The sequence below is a fragment of the Rhizobium sp. P2_G9 genome (genome assembly GCF_056403475.1).
The window spans coordinates 1-14,681 of the sequence record NZ_JBFUFK010000043.1 but is presented as its reverse complement, the minus strand read 5'-3'; the positions used below and the strand labels follow the sequence as shown (position 1 = coordinate 14,681).

At 61.1% G+C, this 14,681-nt stretch carries 14 protein-coding genes and 2 pseudogenes; 11 read left to right on the top strand and 5 right to left on the bottom strand.

The features are described 5' to 3' along the window. Positions 1–529: 529 nt before the first annotated feature. A complete protein-coding gene (locus tag AC1DYF_RS29785) occupies positions 530–5,302 on the bottom strand; it encodes a beta strand repeat-containing protein (RefSeq protein WP_477881140.1) in 4,773 nt (1,590 codons plus the stop codon). 628 nt (positions 5,303–5,930) lie between these two features. Between AC1DYF_RS29785 and AC1DYF_RS29780 the strand changes: the two genes are divergently transcribed. Beyond that, a complete protein-coding gene (locus AC1DYF_RS29780) occupies positions 5,931–6,395 on the top strand; it encodes an RrF2 family transcriptional regulator (RefSeq protein ID WP_477881138.1) in 465 nt (154 codons plus the stop codon). Here the strand turns inward: AC1DYF_RS29780 and AC1DYF_RS29775 are convergent. From AC1DYF_RS29775 to AC1DYF_RS29765, 3 genes are all read right to left on the bottom strand, one after another. Beyond that, on the bottom strand, positions 6,377–6,805 hold the full coding sequence (locus AC1DYF_RS29775; protein ID WP_477881136.1) for an EVE domain-containing protein: 429 nt from the start codon (positions 6,803–6,805) through the stop codon (positions 6,377–6,379). The genes AC1DYF_RS29780 and AC1DYF_RS29775 overlap by 19 nt on opposite strands. 2 nt (positions 6,806–6,807) lie before the next feature. Further along, positions 6,808–7,170 (bottom strand): VOC family protein, encoded by a 363-nt coding sequence (locus tag AC1DYF_RS29770; RefSeq protein ID WP_477881135.1) that lies wholly within the window; start codon positions 7,168–7,170, stop codon positions 6,808–6,810. Positions 7,171–7,236: 66 nt separating this feature from the next. Continuing rightward, positions 7,237–7,935, bottom strand: a complete 699-nt coding sequence (locus tag AC1DYF_RS29765; protein WP_477881133.1) for a helix-turn-helix transcriptional regulator — start codon at positions 7,933–7,935, stop codon at positions 7,237–7,239. Positions 7,936–8,080: 145 nt separating this feature from the next. Between AC1DYF_RS29765 and AC1DYF_RS29760 the strand changes: the two genes are divergently transcribed. The 8 genes and pseudogenes from AC1DYF_RS29760 to msrQ all read left to right on the top strand — a co-directional run bounded on the left by AC1DYF_RS29760 (position 8,081) and on the right by msrQ (position 13,005). Further along, the gene (locus AC1DYF_RS29760; RefSeq protein WP_477881131.1) at positions 8,081–8,719 is read left to right on the top strand and encodes a 2-dehydro-3-deoxy-phosphogluconate aldolase; all 639 of its coding nucleotides are present in this window, start codon (positions 8,081–8,083) and stop codon (positions 8,717–8,719) included. 61 nt (positions 8,720–8,780) lie between these two features. Then, complete coding sequence (locus AC1DYF_RS29755) at positions 8,781–9,065, top strand: hypothetical protein (RefSeq protein ID WP_477881130.1); 285 nt, start codon at positions 8,781–8,783, stop codon at positions 9,063–9,065. Further along, positions 9,062–9,489, top strand: a pseudogene (locus AC1DYF_RS29750) (PIN domain-containing protein). Before AC1DYF_RS29755 ends, AC1DYF_RS29750 begins: the two are co-directional and overlap by 4 nt. Positions 9,490–9,564: 75 nt before the next feature. Next, entirely contained in the window at positions 9,565–10,278 is a 714-nt protein-coding gene (locus AC1DYF_RS29745) for a tellurite resistance TerB family protein (RefSeq protein ID WP_477881129.1), read from the top strand. Positions 10,279–10,356: 78 nt separating this feature from the next. Next, positions 10,357–11,040 (top strand): GNAT family N-acetyltransferase, encoded by a 684-nt coding sequence (locus AC1DYF_RS29740; RefSeq protein WP_477881225.1) that lies wholly within the window; start codon positions 10,357–10,359, stop codon positions 11,038–11,040. Positions 11,041–11,063: 23 nt separating this feature from the next. Beyond that, positions 11,064–11,267, top strand: a complete 204-nt coding sequence (locus tag AC1DYF_RS29735; protein ID WP_477680387.1) for a hypothetical protein — start codon at positions 11,064–11,066, stop codon at positions 11,265–11,267. A gap of 117 nt (positions 11,268–11,384) precedes the next feature. After that, complete coding sequence (gene msrP / locus AC1DYF_RS29730) at positions 11,385–12,332, top strand: protein-methionine-sulfoxide reductase catalytic subunit MsrP (protein ID WP_477881128.1); 948 nt, start codon at positions 11,385–11,387, stop codon at positions 12,330–12,332. Positions 12,333–12,351: 19 nt separating this feature from the next. Further along, the gene (gene msrQ / locus AC1DYF_RS29725; RefSeq protein ID WP_477881223.1) at positions 12,352–13,005 is read left to right on the top strand and encodes a protein-methionine-sulfoxide reductase heme-binding subunit MsrQ; all 654 of its coding nucleotides are present in this window, start codon (positions 12,352–12,354) and stop codon (positions 13,003–13,005) included. Here the strand turns inward: msrQ and AC1DYF_RS29720 are convergent. Continuing rightward, positions 12,981–13,736, bottom strand: a complete 756-nt coding sequence (locus AC1DYF_RS29720) for a gamma-glutamyl-gamma-aminobutyrate hydrolase family protein (protein ID WP_477881126.1) — start codon at positions 13,734–13,736, stop codon at positions 12,981–12,983. The genes msrQ and AC1DYF_RS29720 overlap by 25 nt on opposite strands. Positions 13,737–14,109: 373 nt before the next feature. Between AC1DYF_RS29720 and AC1DYF_RS29715 the strand changes: the two genes are divergently transcribed. Continuing rightward, positions 14,110–14,331, top strand: coding sequence for an aa3-type cytochrome c oxidase subunit IV (locus tag AC1DYF_RS29715; RefSeq protein WP_477881124.1), 222 nt, complete (start codon positions 14,110–14,112; stop codon positions 14,329–14,331). An 86-nt stretch (positions 14,332–14,417) separates the two neighbouring features. Further along, positions 14,418–14,681, top strand: a pseudogene (locus tag AC1DYF_RS29710) (NAD(P)(+) transhydrogenase (Re/Si-specific) subunit alpha); the annotation flags it as partial.

The following is a 14,681-nucleotide window of genomic DNA, read 5'->3' as shown; positions in this document are numbered from 1 at the left end:
GACGGTTGGCGGTGACAGGGAAATTGATATCTGACAAGAATTACGATTCATCTAAGCAAAGCGGTATCCGTTTGCTTAATTCGCGGAAATCCGGTGATTTGAACGTTCATTGCCTGTTTTAAAGCGGGAAAAGGACGATCATTTTCGTCTTGCAGGCTGAGCTTTCTTTAGTTTGCAGTGCCAAAAAGTGGACTGTGGATCAATGTTCAAGAGGCTCGATTTTGCTCAATTGCGCTACGCCGGCTGTCGCCTGCTTCGGCATGGCATGCTGGCCATCCATAAGATGTGTGGTTGTGGAATGGCTGTGAAAGCCAAAAATGGCGGCTTTTCCCGGCAGTTGACCGAGAACCGGCGTGTATTGCGTTTGTGCAGGACAAGGACAAACACCAGCAGATCGCCTGCTATTGTGGCCGCTGCGATGCAGCGGACTGCCACACCAGCCGCGGCGACTGGACGATGGTCAAGATTCTTTTCGCCAGCGCCAATTTGACGCAGGTCACGGTGTAGCCGGCGCCTTTTCCATCTGGCTTTAGAGAATGAAATCCTCTCTTGAGAGTTTGATGATGCCATTGAGCTGCAGGCTGAAGTCTGCATGGCCATCGCCATCCGTGTCGGCATAGACATAGGTGTCGGCGCCTTGCGTCTCGTAGCGCAACTCGCCGGCGCTGCCGTCGAAACTTCCGATGCCGATGAAAGAGAATGACTGGTTGTCCTGCACATCGCTACTGGCGTCTATCGTCGACAGGTCGATGTGGTCGCCCTTGCCAAAGTCGGCGATGGTGTCGCGCCCTGCGCTCTTGACCGTGCTGCTGGACAGGCTTGAGAATACGAATGTGTCGTGGCCCGTGCCGCCGACAAGCCTGTCGGCTCCCTGTCCGCCATGCAACTCGTCGTCACCTGCGCCGCCCAGCAAACGGTCGTTGCCGGTGACGCCATAAAGATTGTCGTCGCCGGCCCCGCCCGAAAGCATGTCACGACCTGGACCGCCCCGCAGCGTATCATCGCCCGCGTCACCGACCAGCGTGTCATGCCCGGCGTCGCCGGCACCCCCACGCAGATTGTCGTTGCCCCTGCCGCCGGATATCTTGTCGTTGCCGGCGCCGCCCAGGATCATGTCGTCACCGCCACGGCCCGAGATCACGTCATCGCCCCCGAGGCTGCGCAGTGCATCGTCTCCATCCGTACCCTTGATGGAATCTTTGCCAGCCGTGCCGGTATCGCCGTTGATGACCAACGTTCCCGCGGGGTTGCCGACTGCGCCCGACAGATCTGCCACGTTACCGGCCGCATCCGTCAAGGACGCTCCGTGCAACTGGACGTTCGTCACCGAAAGGTCGGCCGCAGTGTCTCCCAGGGCCACGGTGTAGGTGAAGACCAGCGTTGTCGCCGTCGAGGCACCCGCATCGAATGTCGCATGGGCGCCGTCGCTGAGCGACAGCGACAGGCTGTCGCCATTGGCGATAGCGACGGCCTCGCTCAATGTCAGGCTGAGTGCGACCGTATCGCCGGTGGTGAGCGTGCCGGAGCCGTTGACGATGCCCGAACCTGACGCGACAAGCCCGGTCACGGTCGGCGCAGTCCGGTCGAGCGTGAAGGTGACGCTGCCGCCCATGGACACGTTGCCAGCCTCATCCGTCTGGGTAACGCTGACCGTGTGCTGGCCATCGGTAAGCGCGCTTGGATCGTAGCTGCCTGTCAGCGCGACGCCATCCACTGTGTAGTTCAGCGTCGCATCGGTCTCCGTGCCGGTGACGGTCAGCGCCACATTGCTCGAGACGTTGTCGGTGCCGGAGGCGCCCGTGTCGGAGGTCAAGGCGACAACGGGCGCCGTAATTCCATCCCGGTCGAGCGTGAAGGTGATGCTGGTGACCGTCGAGGCATTACCCGCCGCATCGGTCTCGGTGATGCTGACCGTGTGCTGGCCGTCGTCAAGCGCGCTCGGATCGTAGCTGGCCGTGGCCGCCCCGCCATCGATGACATAGCTCAGCGTTGCGCTGGTTTCGGTGCCGGTGATGGTCAGCGCGGCATTGCCGGTTATGTGGTCGCTGTCGGAAGAGCCGGTATCGGCCGTCAGGGCGACAGATGGAGCCGAGGGTGCGCCGCGGTCGAGCGTGAAGGTGATGCGGGTTGCGGTCGATACATTGCCCGCTTTGTCCGTCTCCGTGACGCTGACCGTGTGCTGGCCGTCGGCAAGCGCAGTCGGATCGTAGCTGCTCGACGCCGTTCCGCCATCGACGACATAGCTCAATGTCGCGTCGGCTTCCTTGGTCATGGTCAGGGTGGCGTCGCTCGTCACGTTGTCTGTACTGGAGGAACCGGTGTCATCGGTCAGGCCGACGGTCGGCGCCGCGGCGCTGGTGTCGAGCGTGAAAGTGATGCTGCCCGCGGTCGAGACGTTGCCGGCCTTGTCCGTCTGGGTGACGGTGACCGTATGCTGCCCATCGGCGAGCGCAGTGGGATCATAGCTGCTCGATGCACTTCCGCCATCCACGCTATAGCTCAGCGTGGCGCCGGACTCCTTGGTGATGGTCAGGGCGCCATTGCTCGCGATCTCGTCCGTGTCGGAGGAGCCGGTGTCGTCGGTCAGGCTGACGGTCGGTGCCGCAGCGCTGGTGTCGAGCGTGAAAGTGATGCTGCCGGCGGCAGAGACAACGCCCGCCATATTGGTCTGGGTGACGGTGACCGTATGCTCGCCATCGGCGAGCGCCGTCGGATCATAGCTGCTCGACGCGGTGCCGCCATCGACGACATAGGTCAGCGTCGCGCCGCTCGCTATGCCGGTGACGGTCAGGGCGGCATCGCTGGTGATCTGGTCGGCGCTGGACGTGCCCGTGTCGCTGGTCAGGCGAATAACCGGCGTGGCGCCGCTATAGTCGAGCGTGAAGGTGATGCTGCCGGCGGCGGAGACATTGCCTGCCGCATCCGTCTGGGTGATCGAGACCGTATGTTGTCCTTCCGCAAGCGCGGTTGGATCATAGCTGCCCGATGCGCTGCCGCCATCGACGACATAGCTCAAGGTCGCGCCGGCTTCCTTGCCTGTGATGGTCAGACTGCCGTCGCTCGTCACATTGTCCGTGCTCGATGTGCCGGTGTCGTCGGTCAAGGCGAGGCCTGGCGCGTCCGGCACGGTCCGGTCGAGCGTGAACGTGATGCTGCCGGCGGTGGAGACGTTGCCGGCCTTGTCCGTCTGGATGACGGTGACCGTATGTTGCCCATCAGCAAGCGCAGTCGGGTCGTAGCTGCCCGATGCCGTGCCGCCGTCGACGCTGTAGCTCAGCGTCGCACCCGTCTCCTTGCCACCGATGGTCAGGCTGCCATCATTCGTGACCGTATCCGTGCTGGAGGAACCGGTGTCGTTGGTAAGGCTGACAGTCGGCGCCGCAGCGCTGGTGTCGAGCGTGAAGGTAATGCTGGCGGAGGTGGAGACATTACCAGCCAGGTCCGTCTCCGTAATGGCGACCGTGTGCTGGCCATCGGCAAGCGCGGTCGGATCATAGCTGCTCGATGCGGTGCCGCCATCGACGACATAGCTCAAGGTCGCGCCGAGTTCCGTGGTGACGGTGGACATCGTACCATCACTGGTGATCTGGTCGGCGCTGGAGGTACCGGTATCGTCGGTGAGGAGGATGCTCGGCGCTGTGATGCTGGTGTCGAGTGTGAAGGTGATGGTGGTAGCATTGGAAACATTGCCCGCCGCATCTGTCTGGGTGACGATGACCGTATGGTCGCCGTCGGCGAGCCCGGTCGGATCATAGCTGCCCGACGCAGCCCCGCCATCCACGATATAGCTCAACGTCGCACCGCTCTCGCAGGTGATGGTCAGCGCCGCATTGCTGGTGATCGTATCGGTGCCGGTCGAGCCTGTGTCATGGGTTAGCACAACGCTTGGCGCATCGGGCCGTCTCGCATCTACCGCATAGCCGCTGTCGGCGCCGGTGGCGCTGGCGATGCTTGACGTGTCGAAGGAGACGCTGTCGGCCGACGTGTTCAGCAGGACCGAGACGGTATTGTCATTCTGATTGCCGACCAGCACGTCAAGCTTGCCGTCGCCATTGACATCCACGAGGGTGATGGAACGGGGGCGTGAGCCGACATTGATATCGATCTGGTTGGAAAATGTGCCATCCGCATTGCCGAGCAGCATCGAGATGGCGCCGTCATAGCGTTTGGCTGCCACCAGGTCGAGTTTGCCGTCGCCGTTCATATCGGCCAGGACAACGGAGATCGGGTCTCCGGTCATGCCGATATCGGCCACGCTGGTGAACGTGCCATCGCCATTGCCCAGCAGCACCGACAACGTGTCCCTGGCATAATCGACCGTCACCATGTCGAGCTTGCCGTCGCCATCGACATCCGCCGCGGCGACGGACGTGCCGTGCCCGATAATGCCGATGTCCGATCCGCCGGAGAAACCGCCGGAACCGTCGCCGAACCGCACCGACAGCGAGTCGCTGCTGTAATTTGCCGTCACCAGGTCGAGCTTGCCGTCACCGTCGATATCCGCCAGGCTGACGACATAGGGATCGGTACCCACGGCGATATCCGCCGATGCCGAGAAACTGCCCGCTCCATCACCCAGCTGCACGGAAACGGTATCTGTGCCTTCGTCGGCAATCAGCAGGTCGAGCTTGCCGTCACCGTTGACATCGGCCACCGTGACGGAACTGGGACTGTTGCCGGCGGCGATGTTCGACGCGCTGGCGAAGCTGCCATCGCCGTTGCCCAACAGCACGGAAACCGTATTGTCCTGCTGATTGGCCACCAGCATGTCGAGCTTGCCGTCGCCGTTGACGTCGGCCACGGCAATGGAGCTGGGGCAGCTGCCGACCGCAAGTGTCGCCGTATCCGAGAAGCTGCCATCGCCGTTGCCCAGCCGCACCGAGACCGTGTCGTCCGACTGATTGGCCGTCACCAGGTCGAGCTTGCCGTCGCCGTCGAAATCCCCCGTGGCGATGGAAAACGGCAGATTGCCCGTGTTGACCAGGGTTTGCGTGGCGAGGCTCACTTGCGAGCCGGGTCCATAGATCTTGCCGGCGCTCGCATCGAGGCCGGTGACGGTAAGATCGGTCGTGGCCGTGTCGCCTTCGGCGACCGTGTAGGTGAATGTGGGGTTGCCGTTGCCGTCGAGCCCGGCATAGACCGCATAGCCGCCGTTGCTGAGCGTCAGTTCCGCCGTCTGCGTGACATAGATGGTTTGATCGGTGGTCAGCGTGAAGGTGATGGTGTCGCCGATGCCCAGCGTGCCGCTTTCGCTGCTGGTTTCCGCAATGGATGTAACGACAGCATCGGTGTTGGTTGTCATGCTTGTATGCCCCTACGCAATCTGCTCTGGGCAGCGGCCTGGCCCCACGCCTGCCGCCCCCGCTTTTCCGCGCTTCCGTCCTGTGGTCGAAGCCCTCCAGCCACGCCGAACCGGCGCTCGTCCCAACGGATACGAACTGTAAACCCTATATCTTTACCTCAGGTTAACTATTGTCCTGCGCGCTGATGATTTTCGTGAGTATTGGAGAAGGACGGCAAGCAATAGGAAGGCATTGACAACAAAAAATATGCAGTTTCTTCGGTGATCGAGCCGATTGCGCGCTGCGATTTCTGGTGAAATAGAGTTTGCGGGAAGATGTTTTTGAATAACTTTTGGAGGGATCGGGTGAGCAGCTTCCAGCCGCGGCCCCGGAATGAAATTTCGATAACGATAGGCGCGCGTTCTATCGCGACATAGTGGCGATCGGTTTCCCCACTCTTCCGAGTGGCAAACACGGCCAGCGACGGCTTGTCACTATCTGTGTAGAAACAATATGGTATTGTCGCGATGCAGGCGCCGAAAAGCCTTGCAACTGCCATTATTTATACTAATTATATGGAAATTGAAGGGTATAACGGTCGCATCGGGGCGAATACAGGCCGGCCTGCCGGTCTGACAGAGGATGAGCATGCTGACGAAGAAAGCAAAATACGGGCTTAAGGCGATGGCCGACCTAGCCAAGCTGGCGCCCGGCGAAACCGCATTCATCACCGAAATCGCAGAGCGCAACAACATCCCCAAGAAGTTTCTCGACGCCATCCTGCTCGAGCTTCGCAAGGCCGGCATGCTGCGGTCGAAGAAGGGGCCGGGTGGTGGCTACAGCCTCTCCAAGACGACATCCGAGATCATGATCGGGCATGTGATCCGCACGCTGGACGGGCCCTTGGCACCGATCCGTTGCGCCAGCCGCACGGCCTTCGAGATCTGCGACGATTGTCTTAATCCGGAGGAATGCCTCGTACGCCTGTCGATGACGGAAGTGCGCGACGCCATGGCCGATGTGCTTGACAACATGACGCTGGCGCAGTTCATCGAAGCCGAGCAGAAGCCTGCCGCGGCGGCGCGTGACGAGGCCTATTCCGAGGCAACCTGAACCCGCATGGCTTTGAGGATCTCGTCGCGGTCATGGTCCGAAATACGGATCAGGCCGAAGCGGAAACCGTAACCCCAGTTCGTCTTTCCCCGCGTCAGTTCCAGCCGCTCAAGCAATGGCAGAATCGACGCGGGCTCCGCCTCGAACCAGTCGACATCGCGCCGCCACGGCGTGAAACCTTCACCCATATCGCCCATATAGAGTTCGCCGGGCCGGACGATGCCGGCGACGACAAAACTCTGCAACTTCTCGCCGCCGCCGAATTCGGTCGACGGCGAGTAGTAAATGATCGTGTCGCCCGGCTGGATGCGGGCGAGGGGCGCCCGCTTGCCGTGGTTGACCTGCATGAAGCCGCCAGCCCGGCCACGGGCGACATGATTGGCGGCGGCAACCCCGATCCAGGCGCTCATCGTCACATCTCCACATAGAGGACGCGCAGGCGATGGCCGTCCAGATCAAGCGCTGTAAAGGTGCGGCCGAAATCCATGTCTTCCGGCGCCTGGATGATCTCGATGCCCTTGGCTTCCCATTCGGCGGCGACGCGATCGACCTCGTCCTTGCTGGACACCGGCAGGCCAAGTTCGAAGCCGCCCGGCTGGTTGGCAGCAGGGGTCACGTCACGGCGGTTCCACAGGCCAAACTTGACGCCGTTCGGCAGCACGAAGAGGACGAAATTCTCGGAATCCTCGACCGGCTTCTGGCCGAACAGGTCGGCATAGAAATCGCGGGATTTCGGGGCGCTGTCGACATAGAGCAGATTGTAGCTGGCGTTCATGGTCGTTTCCCTTTTCTGCGTTGCGGTCGTTGGCGACCGTGGGAAAAGGTGTAGCGCTATATGCTGTCAATTTTTGTCAGTATCTGTATTGCTCTCATGTGCAATTCGCCATTCTTTGAGCAGTACGGCCTTGCGGCGCGGATAACGGATGCCCGTCGTCTCCATCGTCAGGATACGGTCGGCGCGGAAATGACGGACATCGTCGCGCAAAGTGCACCAGGCGGCGACGATGCGCACCCGCTCGAAGAAGCCGAGCACGAAGGGCCAGATGCGGCGGCTGGTGGTGGCGCCGGCGGCGTCGAGATAGGTGATGTCGAGCATATGCTCGTTGCGGATCGCCTTGCGGACGACGGCGAGGTCGACCCGGCTTGGCTCAGGCATTGGCGAATTGACGACAAGATTCGTGCCCTCGATGCGCGGTTTGAGGTCATCGGGCAGCACCGCAGCGATCTTGGCGACCGCATTGTGGGCGGCGCGGGCGAGTTCGTCATCGGTGCGGGTCGCGACCCAGCGGGCGCCGAGCACCAAAGCTTCGATCTCGTCTTCGGAGAACATCAGCGGCGGCAGCATGAAGCCGGGTTTGAGGATATAACCGAGCCCAGGCTCGCCCTCGATATCGGCCCCCTGGCCCTGCAGCGTAGCGATGTCGCGGTAAAGTGTCCGGAGACTGATGCCGCTTTCTTCGGCCAAACGTTGGCCGCTGACCGGATTGCGGTGACGCCTCAGCGTCTGGAGGAGATCGAGCAGGCGTTCGGAACGGGACATGGGCGCTGACGTTGTTTGCGAATGATCCGATATCGCATACTATGCTGTCATATTCTGGCAGCAATGAACAGGCAGTTTTATCTCGACAGAAGGCCGCCGGTTCGCTAACAAACCGGCAATTCAATCGTTTTAGGAGATCGCTCCGATGCGCGACAAGACCGAGAATCTTCTTTCCACGCTGAAGCTGCAGCCGGTCGTGCCGGTGATCGTCATCGACGACGCCAAATCGGCCGTGCCGCTGGCCCGCGCCCTGGTCGCGGGCGGCCTGAAGGCGATCGAGATCACACTGAGAACGGCCGCGGCGCTCGACGCAATCAAGGCGGTGGCCGACGAGGTCGAGGGCGCGGTTGCCGGCGCCGGCACCGTGCTCGATGAGTTCCAGTGGGAGCAGGCGGTCAAGGCGGGGGCGAAATTCATTGTCTCGCCCGGTGCCGGCGTCTCGCTGCTCGATGCGGCCGCCGCAAGCGATGTGCCGCTGCTGCCGGGTGCGGCCACGGCGACCGAAGTGATGCAATTGCGCGACCGCGGCTATAGCGTGCTGAAATTCTTCCCGGCTGAGCAGGCCGGCGGCGCCTCTTATCTCGGCGCCCTGGCCTCGCCGCTCGCCGGCATCCAGTTCTGCCCGACCGGCGGCGTGTCGCTGAAGAATGCCAGGGACTATCTCAGCCTGCCGAACGTCATCTGCGTCGGCGGCTCCTGGGTCGCGCCGAAGGCGATGGTCACCGAGGGGAATTGGGTGGGTATTACCCAGCTCGCGGCCGAGGCGGCGGCGCTGGCGAAGTAAGGCGATTGTGGCCTATCGCCTACAGTGATATATATCCGGATATATATTCCCGGAGAACGGCATGACGACGACTGCACAGAAAAAGGCCAATGCACATTACCGCGCCAAGCTGGCCGAGCGCGGCTTGGTGCGGCTTGAAATCATCGTCCCCGAGAAGAACAGGGATATGATGAAGGCTTTGGCCGAGCAGCTGACATTGGCGGCCAAAGAGGCGGAGCAGGGACGCGCTCCTACTTCGGACGCTCCGTCGGGGGCGCAAATCTGGACGTCACTTCACGATGCGCCGCGACTGGACGAACTCGATTTCGATAGATCGGATTTCCAGCTTCGGCCGGTCGACTTGTGACCCGATTTCTTCTCGACACCAATATCGTCAGCGATCCGTCCAAGCCGCAGCCATCCGATCCATTGAAAGCGTGGCTGAGTGCCCAACGCGGCGAGGACCTTTTCATTACTGCGTGGACCATCGCGGAACTGCGGCGGGGGTACTGCTGATACCGGCCGGCAAGAGACGGGATGCGTTGGAGAACTGGTATTTGGGTCCAAATGGCCCACTTCAGCTTTTCCGGAGTAGGATTCTGCCGTTTGACGAGAATGCGGCCCATCACTGGGCTGAACTGATGATCGAAGGGCAAAAGATTGGCCGTTCGCGAAGCCTTCCGGACACAATCATTGCAGCGATCGCCGTCGCCAAGGATTGTGTCGTTGTTACCAATAACGAGCGGGACTTTTGGGGTGTGCCTTGCCTCAATCCGATGAGCGGATCGTAGCGGCCGGTTGTCTTTGTAATATTCCCGCCGTGTTCCTATGTTCTTTACCGCCATTCAACACGCTAGGAGGAATGCATGTTCGACGCGAAGAAGCTCTTGGATCAATTCCTGGGATCGCAGGTGCCCGGTGTGGGCGGTTCGGTTCGGGACAAAGCAGGGCAGGTCGGGCAACTCGCCAAGGACAATCCGCTGGCGACGGGCGCCATTGCCGCCGTGCTGCTCGGCACCGGCACCGGCCGCCGTCTTGCGGGCGATGCGATCGCCGTTGGCGGACTGGCGGCGATTGCCGGCCTCGGCTACCAGGCCTACAAGAACTGGCAGTCCGGTCAGCAGGCCCAGCCGACGGATGCGTCGACGGCCGCCACCGCCCAGCCTGGGCTTCTGCCGCCGCCTGCTGACARCGATTTCCATCCTGAAGCTTCGACCAATAGCGGCGATTTCGCCACAGTGCTGGTGCGCGCCATGATCGCCGCTGCGCGGGCCGACGGCAATGTCGACGAGCAGGAGCGCGAGGCGATCCTCGGCAAGGTCAAGCTGGCTGGGCTCAGCGACGATGCGCAGAAATTCCTCGAAGGCGAGCTTGCCAATCCGGTCGACCTTGACGCGATCGTCGCCGCAGCGCAGAGCGAGAGCCAGAAGGTCGAACTCTATACCGCCTCGCGCATCGCCATCGAGCCCGATACCCGGGCCGAGCGCGGCTATCTCGACCTGCTCGCCGGCCGGCTTGGTCTCGCCGATGCGCTGGTCGACCATATCGAGGCGACGGTTTCGAGCGCCAAGGCTGCGTGAGCATCCATTAACAAATTTGACTTGCCGATCAATGACGGAGGCGATGAAATCGCCTCCGATCTGCTGCTGGGGAAGACCATGGAAGACCTGAAGAACTGGACGCCACGCCCGGCACCCGTGCCCGTGACGCTCAAGGGCCGCTACGTCGCGGTGGAGCCTTATATTCGCGCAGAACATCTCGATGCGCTTTGGGATGCGATGGGCCGTGAAGGCATCAACCAGCATCTCCGCTATTTTGCAGCACCCGATTTCGCCGATGCTGCCGCTTTTGGCGACTGGCTCGACGGCGTCAAGAAAGGCGGCTGGCTGACCGAGGTGTTTCGCGACAACAAGAGCAGCAAGATCGTCGGAATGGCCAATTACATGCGCGCCGATCCGGCCAATGGCGTGGTCGAGGTCGGCGGCGTGGCCCATGGTCCGGCGATGATGAAGTCGCCGCTCTCGACTGAAGTGCATTACCTGATGGCCAAGCACGTTTTCGAGGATCTTGGCTACCGGCGCTACGAATGGAAGTGCCACAACGAGAATGCCCAGAGCAAGATTTCCGCCGAGCGTCTCGGCTTCACTTTCGAAGGCGTGTTCCGCAAGCACACGATCTCGCGCGGCGCCAATCGCGACACGGCCTGGTTTTCGATGATTGACGACGAATGGCCGCGTCTGAAAACTGCTTTCGAGGCATGGCTTGATCCGTCGAACTTTGATAGTGACGGCAGGCAGAAGCAAACCCTGCAGGAGATCCGTGCGACGATCACCGAGGGCTAAGCCCATGGAGATAGTGACCGCGCATGGCCGAAGATAAGCACGAGACGCGCAACACGGCGATCGCCGCCGGCATCATTCTGTTGGTCGCGGGCCTTGGTGTCTACTTCATGCCGAAAATCGTGCTGGGCATCGGCGCCTATTCCCCGGTGCTCGGCTTTGCGGCGGGAATGGCGATCGTGATGTTCTTCTTTGTCGTGCTCTGGCTGCGCTCGAAATACAAGAAATAGCCGGCAAATCAAAAATATTACGGTTTTCACGTTGTTGTGACCAAGCTTGTGAAACAAAGGCACTCGATCCGTCGTAGGGTTCGATGACAGAACCAATATACGGGTCAAGGAATAGCCATGCCTGCCTATAAAGCGCCTTTCATCCCGTCCTCAGACGTCACCCCGAAATCGATCTACCTGAAGCGGCGGCAATTCCTGGCCGGCGCGATGGCTGCGGGCCTGCTGGGTGGAGCCCTGCCGGCCGAGGCCTCGCTCAAGGCGGCGCAATCGAAATATCTCGTCGACGACAAGATCACGCCCAAGCAGGACGCCACCACTTATAACAATTACTATGAGTTCGGCACCGACAAGGGTGACCCTGTCGCCAATGTCGGCAAGTTCAAGCCGATGCCGTGGAAGATCACTATTGATGGGCTGGTGAAGAAGCCGATGACGATCGATGTCGGCGAGCTCATCGCCAGGACACCACTTGAAGAGCGCATCTATCGCTTCCGCTGCGTCGAGGCCTGGTCGATGGTCGTGCCCTGGACCGGTTTCATGCTTTCCGAACTGCTCAAGCAGGTAGAACCGCTGGGCAGCGCCAAGTTCATCGCCATGCAGACGGCGTTGCGTCCGGACGAAATGCCCGGCGTCGGCGGCTGGGCGCCAGTGCTTGACTGGCCCTATAGGGAAGGGCTCAGGATCGACGAGGCCATGCATCCGCTGACCATCCTCGCGGTCGGCATGTATGGCGACCTGCTGCCTAGCCAGAATGGTGCCCCGATCCGCTTGATCGTGCCGTGGAAATATGGCTTCAAGAGCATCAAGTCGATCGAGAAGATCACCTTTGTCGACAGCCAACCGGTGACGGCCTGGAACACGGCCGCGCCCGACGAATACGGCTTCTATTCCAACGTCAATCCGGAGCGCGACCATCCACGCTGGAGCCAGGCGAGCGAGCGGGTGTTGGGGCAGGGCGGCGGCTTCTTCGGCGGCACCGGTAAGCGCGATACCGAGAAATTCAACGGCTATGGCGCCGAAGTCGCCTCGCTCTATACAGGCATGGACCTGATCAAGAACTATTGAGACGACAAAGATGACGACGATCGCCAGCAGCACAGCTCCTGCAAAGAAGAAGGCCGACTACCCCAAGCAGATCAACAAGATCCTGGCGAAGATTTCGTCCTGGTGGGTCTATGGTCTGGGGCTGATCCCGGCCGCCTGGTATTTCTATCTGGGTGCCTCCAACAATCTGGACGCCAATCCGATCCAGACCTTCGAGCACCTGCTCGGCGAATGGGCGCTCCGGTTCATGATCCTGGTCCTTCTGGTCACGCCGGTGCGCGATCTGACGCGGGTGAATCTCTATCGCTTTCGCCGCGCCTTTGGCCTGCTGGTCTTCTACTATATCCTCTTCCACTTCCTGACTTATTTCATCCTGGACAGGGAGTTGAACCTGCCGGTCATCTTCGTGGATATATTCCGCCGGCCATACATCATCCTTGGAATGACGGCCTTCCTCTGCTTGATCGCCCTGGCGGCGACATCGAACAACTGGTCGATCCGCCAGCTCGGCCGCTGGTGGGGGTGGCTGCACCGGCTGGTCTATGTGATCGCCACACTGGGCGTCATCCATTTCTTCATGGCGGTGAAAAGCTGGCCGCCGCGGCCGTTCTTCTATGCCGCGGTGATCGGTGTGCTATTGCTTTATCGGCTGGTGAGGTTCGGGCTCGATCAGCGTCGGACGGTCGCCGCATAAGCGTGCACCGCGTCACCGAAGGCCTTGAACAGGCGCGCCGAATTCGCGTCGCTCTCGACCCAGTATTCCGGATGCCACTGAACACCGACGGCGAAATTGCTGGCGCCGACCACCGAGACTGCCTCGACCGTGCCGTCGTCGGCGATTGCCTCGACGGCGAGCCGCGGTGCGGCCTGGCCGATCGCCTGGCGGTGCAGGGAATTGACCTGGAACTCGCCGGTGCCGAGCATGCCGGCTATGCAGGTTCCATCCTTGACCTTGACCGTCTGGCGGATCGCATACATGCGGTCGCGCTCCGGCACATCCGGGCGGCGGTGGTCCCAGTTGCCGGGAACGTCCTGGATCTCGGTGGCCAGCGTGCCGCCGAGCGCGACATTCAGCTCCTGGATGCCGCGACAGATGGCGAGCAGCGGAATGCCGCGCTCGATCGCGCGTCGGATCAGCGGCATCGTCGTCGCATCGCGAGGCCGATCATAGGGGCCGTTGATCTCGGACGTGTCGCCGCCGTAGAGTTCCGGATAGACATTCGAGCGTGAGCCGGAAAGCATGACGCCATCGACGCGGTCGAGGATCGCGTCGATGTCATTGCCTTCGAGAAGCGCGGGAACCAGCAGCGCGGTCGCTTTCGCGCCCTTGACCACAGCATTGACATATTGATGCGGGGTGGCGTGCCAATAGTAACCATCCATCTCGCGCGTGTCGGCGGGAATGGCGATGATCGGGCTCGGCATGGAATTCTCCGGACAAATCGGTGTTTCTAAACTGTCGTGCCGCGGCTTGCGGCAGCTGTCAACCTGAAACGTTCGTTACATATATAGAGATCCGCGGTCACCAGATAATGAATTCAAGTTGACCGGAAGAAGGAGAATCGTGGGTGACCTGCGGCCGTTCCCTGCGGCAGGCCGTGCGCGGAAATGCCTAATTATTGGAAAAATATGATAAATTGAAGCCCAATGGACAAGGAGTTTTCGCTCTGTGTCGTTTATAATCGATTAGAAGGTCGCTTCGGCGAAAACACCGCATTGCACTTCGGAAAGGCTTTGTGTATCCGAGTCTTCGGAAGGGTTTGCCGCGGTGCGGCATCTATTGCCTGGGGAGAAGTTAATGTCAGAGCATCATTCGGGTCCGGTAGAACTTGGCGCGGAAATGGACTACGCCGAGCATGATAGGACCTATAGCGGTTTCACGAACGTCGCCAAATACGGCACGATGCTGATTGCCGTCCTGCTGATCAGCATGGCTGCTTTCTTCTTCACCAAGGCTGGTTTCATCTTCTCGGTGCTGCTCTTCATCATTCTGGGCGCGATCGGCTTTTTCGTCCTCTGACGTCATCGCCATGACAGGTGGCGCAAGCCAAAAGGCGGCGTTGCGTCGCCTGGCGTGATCTTGCGCGTGGTTTGCCGGGAGGGGCTATGGCCAGCACGATTTTTGTTCCAAGGGAGACGGTCGGAGGCGAGCCGCGCGTTGCGGCGTCACCTGAGACGGTCAAGAAGATGAAGTCGCTCGGCCTCGACGTTGTGATCGAGGCGGGTGCCGGCGCGCTGTCGCGCATTCCGGATGGCGAATATGAGAAGGTCGGCGCACGGATCGGCCTGATTGCCGACGCCACTTTGGCCGATGTCGTGCTCAAGGTCCGCCGCCCCACCGCTCAAGGTCCGCCGCCCCACCGCCGACGA

What these genes read in the sequence shown, in the direction of transcription:
- AC1DYF_RS29735 (WP_477680387.1), top strand. Translation starts at nt 11,064, where the DNA reads ATGGCCGAAGATAAGCACGAGACGCGCAACACGGCGATCGCCGCCGGC.
- AC1DYF_RS29770 (WP_477881135.1), bottom strand. Translation starts at nt 7,170, where the DNA reads ATGAACGCCAGCTACAATCTGCTCTATGTCGACAGCGCCCCGAAATCC.
- AC1DYF_RS29765 (WP_477881133.1), bottom strand. Translation starts at nt 7,935, where the DNA reads ATGTCCCGTTCCGAACGCCTGCTCGATCTCCTCCAGACGCTGAGGCGT.
- AC1DYF_RS29780 (WP_477881138.1), top strand. Translation starts at nt 5,931, where the DNA reads ATGCTGACGAAGAAAGCAAAATACGGGCTTAAGGCGATGGCCGACCTA.
- AC1DYF_RS29775 (WP_477881136.1), bottom strand. Translation starts at nt 6,805, where the DNA reads ATGAGCGCCTGGATCGGGGTTGCCGCCGCCAATCATGTCGCCCGTGGC.
- msrP (WP_477881128.1), top strand. Translation starts at nt 11,385, where the DNA reads ATGCCTGCCTATAAAGCGCCTTTCATCCCGTCCTCAGACGTCACCCCG.
- AC1DYF_RS29720 (WP_477881126.1), bottom strand. Translation starts at nt 13,736, where the DNA reads ATGCCGAGCCCGATCATCGCCATTCCCGCCGACACGCGCGAGATGGAT.
- AC1DYF_RS29740 (WP_477881225.1), top strand. Translation starts at nt 10,357, where the DNA reads ATGGAAGACCTGAAGAACTGGACGCCACGCCCGGCACCCGTGCCCGTG.
- AC1DYF_RS29755 (WP_477881130.1), top strand. Translation starts at nt 8,781, where the DNA reads ATGACGACGACTGCACAGAAAAAGGCCAATGCACATTACCGCGCCAAG.
- AC1DYF_RS29760 (WP_477881131.1), top strand. Translation starts at nt 8,081, where the DNA reads ATGCGCGACAAGACCGAGAATCTTCTTTCCACGCTGAAGCTGCAGCCG.
- AC1DYF_RS29715 (WP_477881124.1), top strand. Translation starts at nt 14,110, where the DNA reads ATGTCAGAGCATCATTCGGGTCCGGTAGAACTTGGCGCGGAAATGGAC.
- AC1DYF_RS29785 (WP_477881140.1), bottom strand. Translation starts at nt 5,302, where the DNA reads ATGACAACCAACACCGATGCTGTCGTTACATCCATTGCGGAAACCAGC.